At 71.4% G+C, this 804-nt stretch carries 1 pseudogene; it reads right to left on the bottom strand.

The features are described 5' to 3' along the window. A pseudogene (locus tag ABGB16_RS33880) lies at positions 1 to 804 on the bottom strand (hypothetical protein); the annotation flags it as partial.

Below are 804 nucleotides of genomic sequence, written 5' to 3'. Positions count from 1 at the left end.
ACGCAGCGCCCGGCCGGGATGCCGTACCTGAGTCCACCGCGGACCCGATCGCCGCGGCGGCCGGCCCCGTTGCCGCGACGGCCGGCTCGCCGAGACTGCCAGAGTCGGCACTGATCGGTTCGTCCAGTGAGGAGAGGGCACTGGACGTGACGGTGTCGGTGGAACTGCTGTCGCCGCTGAACACGTCGTCGCTGGAGACGGACATGGCACTGTCCGACATCCTGTCGCTGGTGTGGTCCTGGTTCGGCGTGCCGTCGATGTGGGGGGCAGCGCCACCCGGCACCGTACTGCGGGCGCCGGCTGTATCCGGCGTGCCGGACGTGCCCGGCGTGTTGGCCGTACCCGAAGTGCCCGGCATGCTGGGCGTGCTGGGCGCAGCCGGCGTGCCGGGGGTGGCGGGCGTGGCGCTGCCGGCGGCCTGCGCGAGTACCTGGTGGTATCCCTTGACCCAGTCTTCTTGGAATGATCTGGCGAGGGTGCCGTGTCTGGCCGGGTCGACGCCGTACCGGTGGGCCAGGTCGGGGAACTGTTTTCCTGCCAGGCTGGTCGCGGCTGCGGTGTGCTGCTCGGGAGTCACCGGCACTGTCGGCGCGTCGGTACGCCGGTTTGCCGGGGTGTCCGCCGGGGACGCGGTGGTGTGCGGTGCGGTGGTGTCGGGGATGGTCGCGGCCGAGAAACGGGCGGGCAGGTCGGTGACCGTCTGCCGGACCATGTTCGCCACGGCGTTGACCTGCGCGGCGCCGGGACTGGCCACCACAGCGGGCAGTGCGGAGGTATCGAGGATCGCATCGAGGATTCGGTCCA

It is taken from the genome of Micromonospora sp. B11E3 (genome assembly GCF_039871625.1).
GTDB lineage: Bacteria > Actinomycetota > Actinomycetes > Mycobacteriales > Micromonosporaceae > Micromonospora.
The sequence above is the reverse complement of the archived record's forward strand: the minus strand, read 5'-3'. Positions and strand labels throughout refer to the sequence as shown.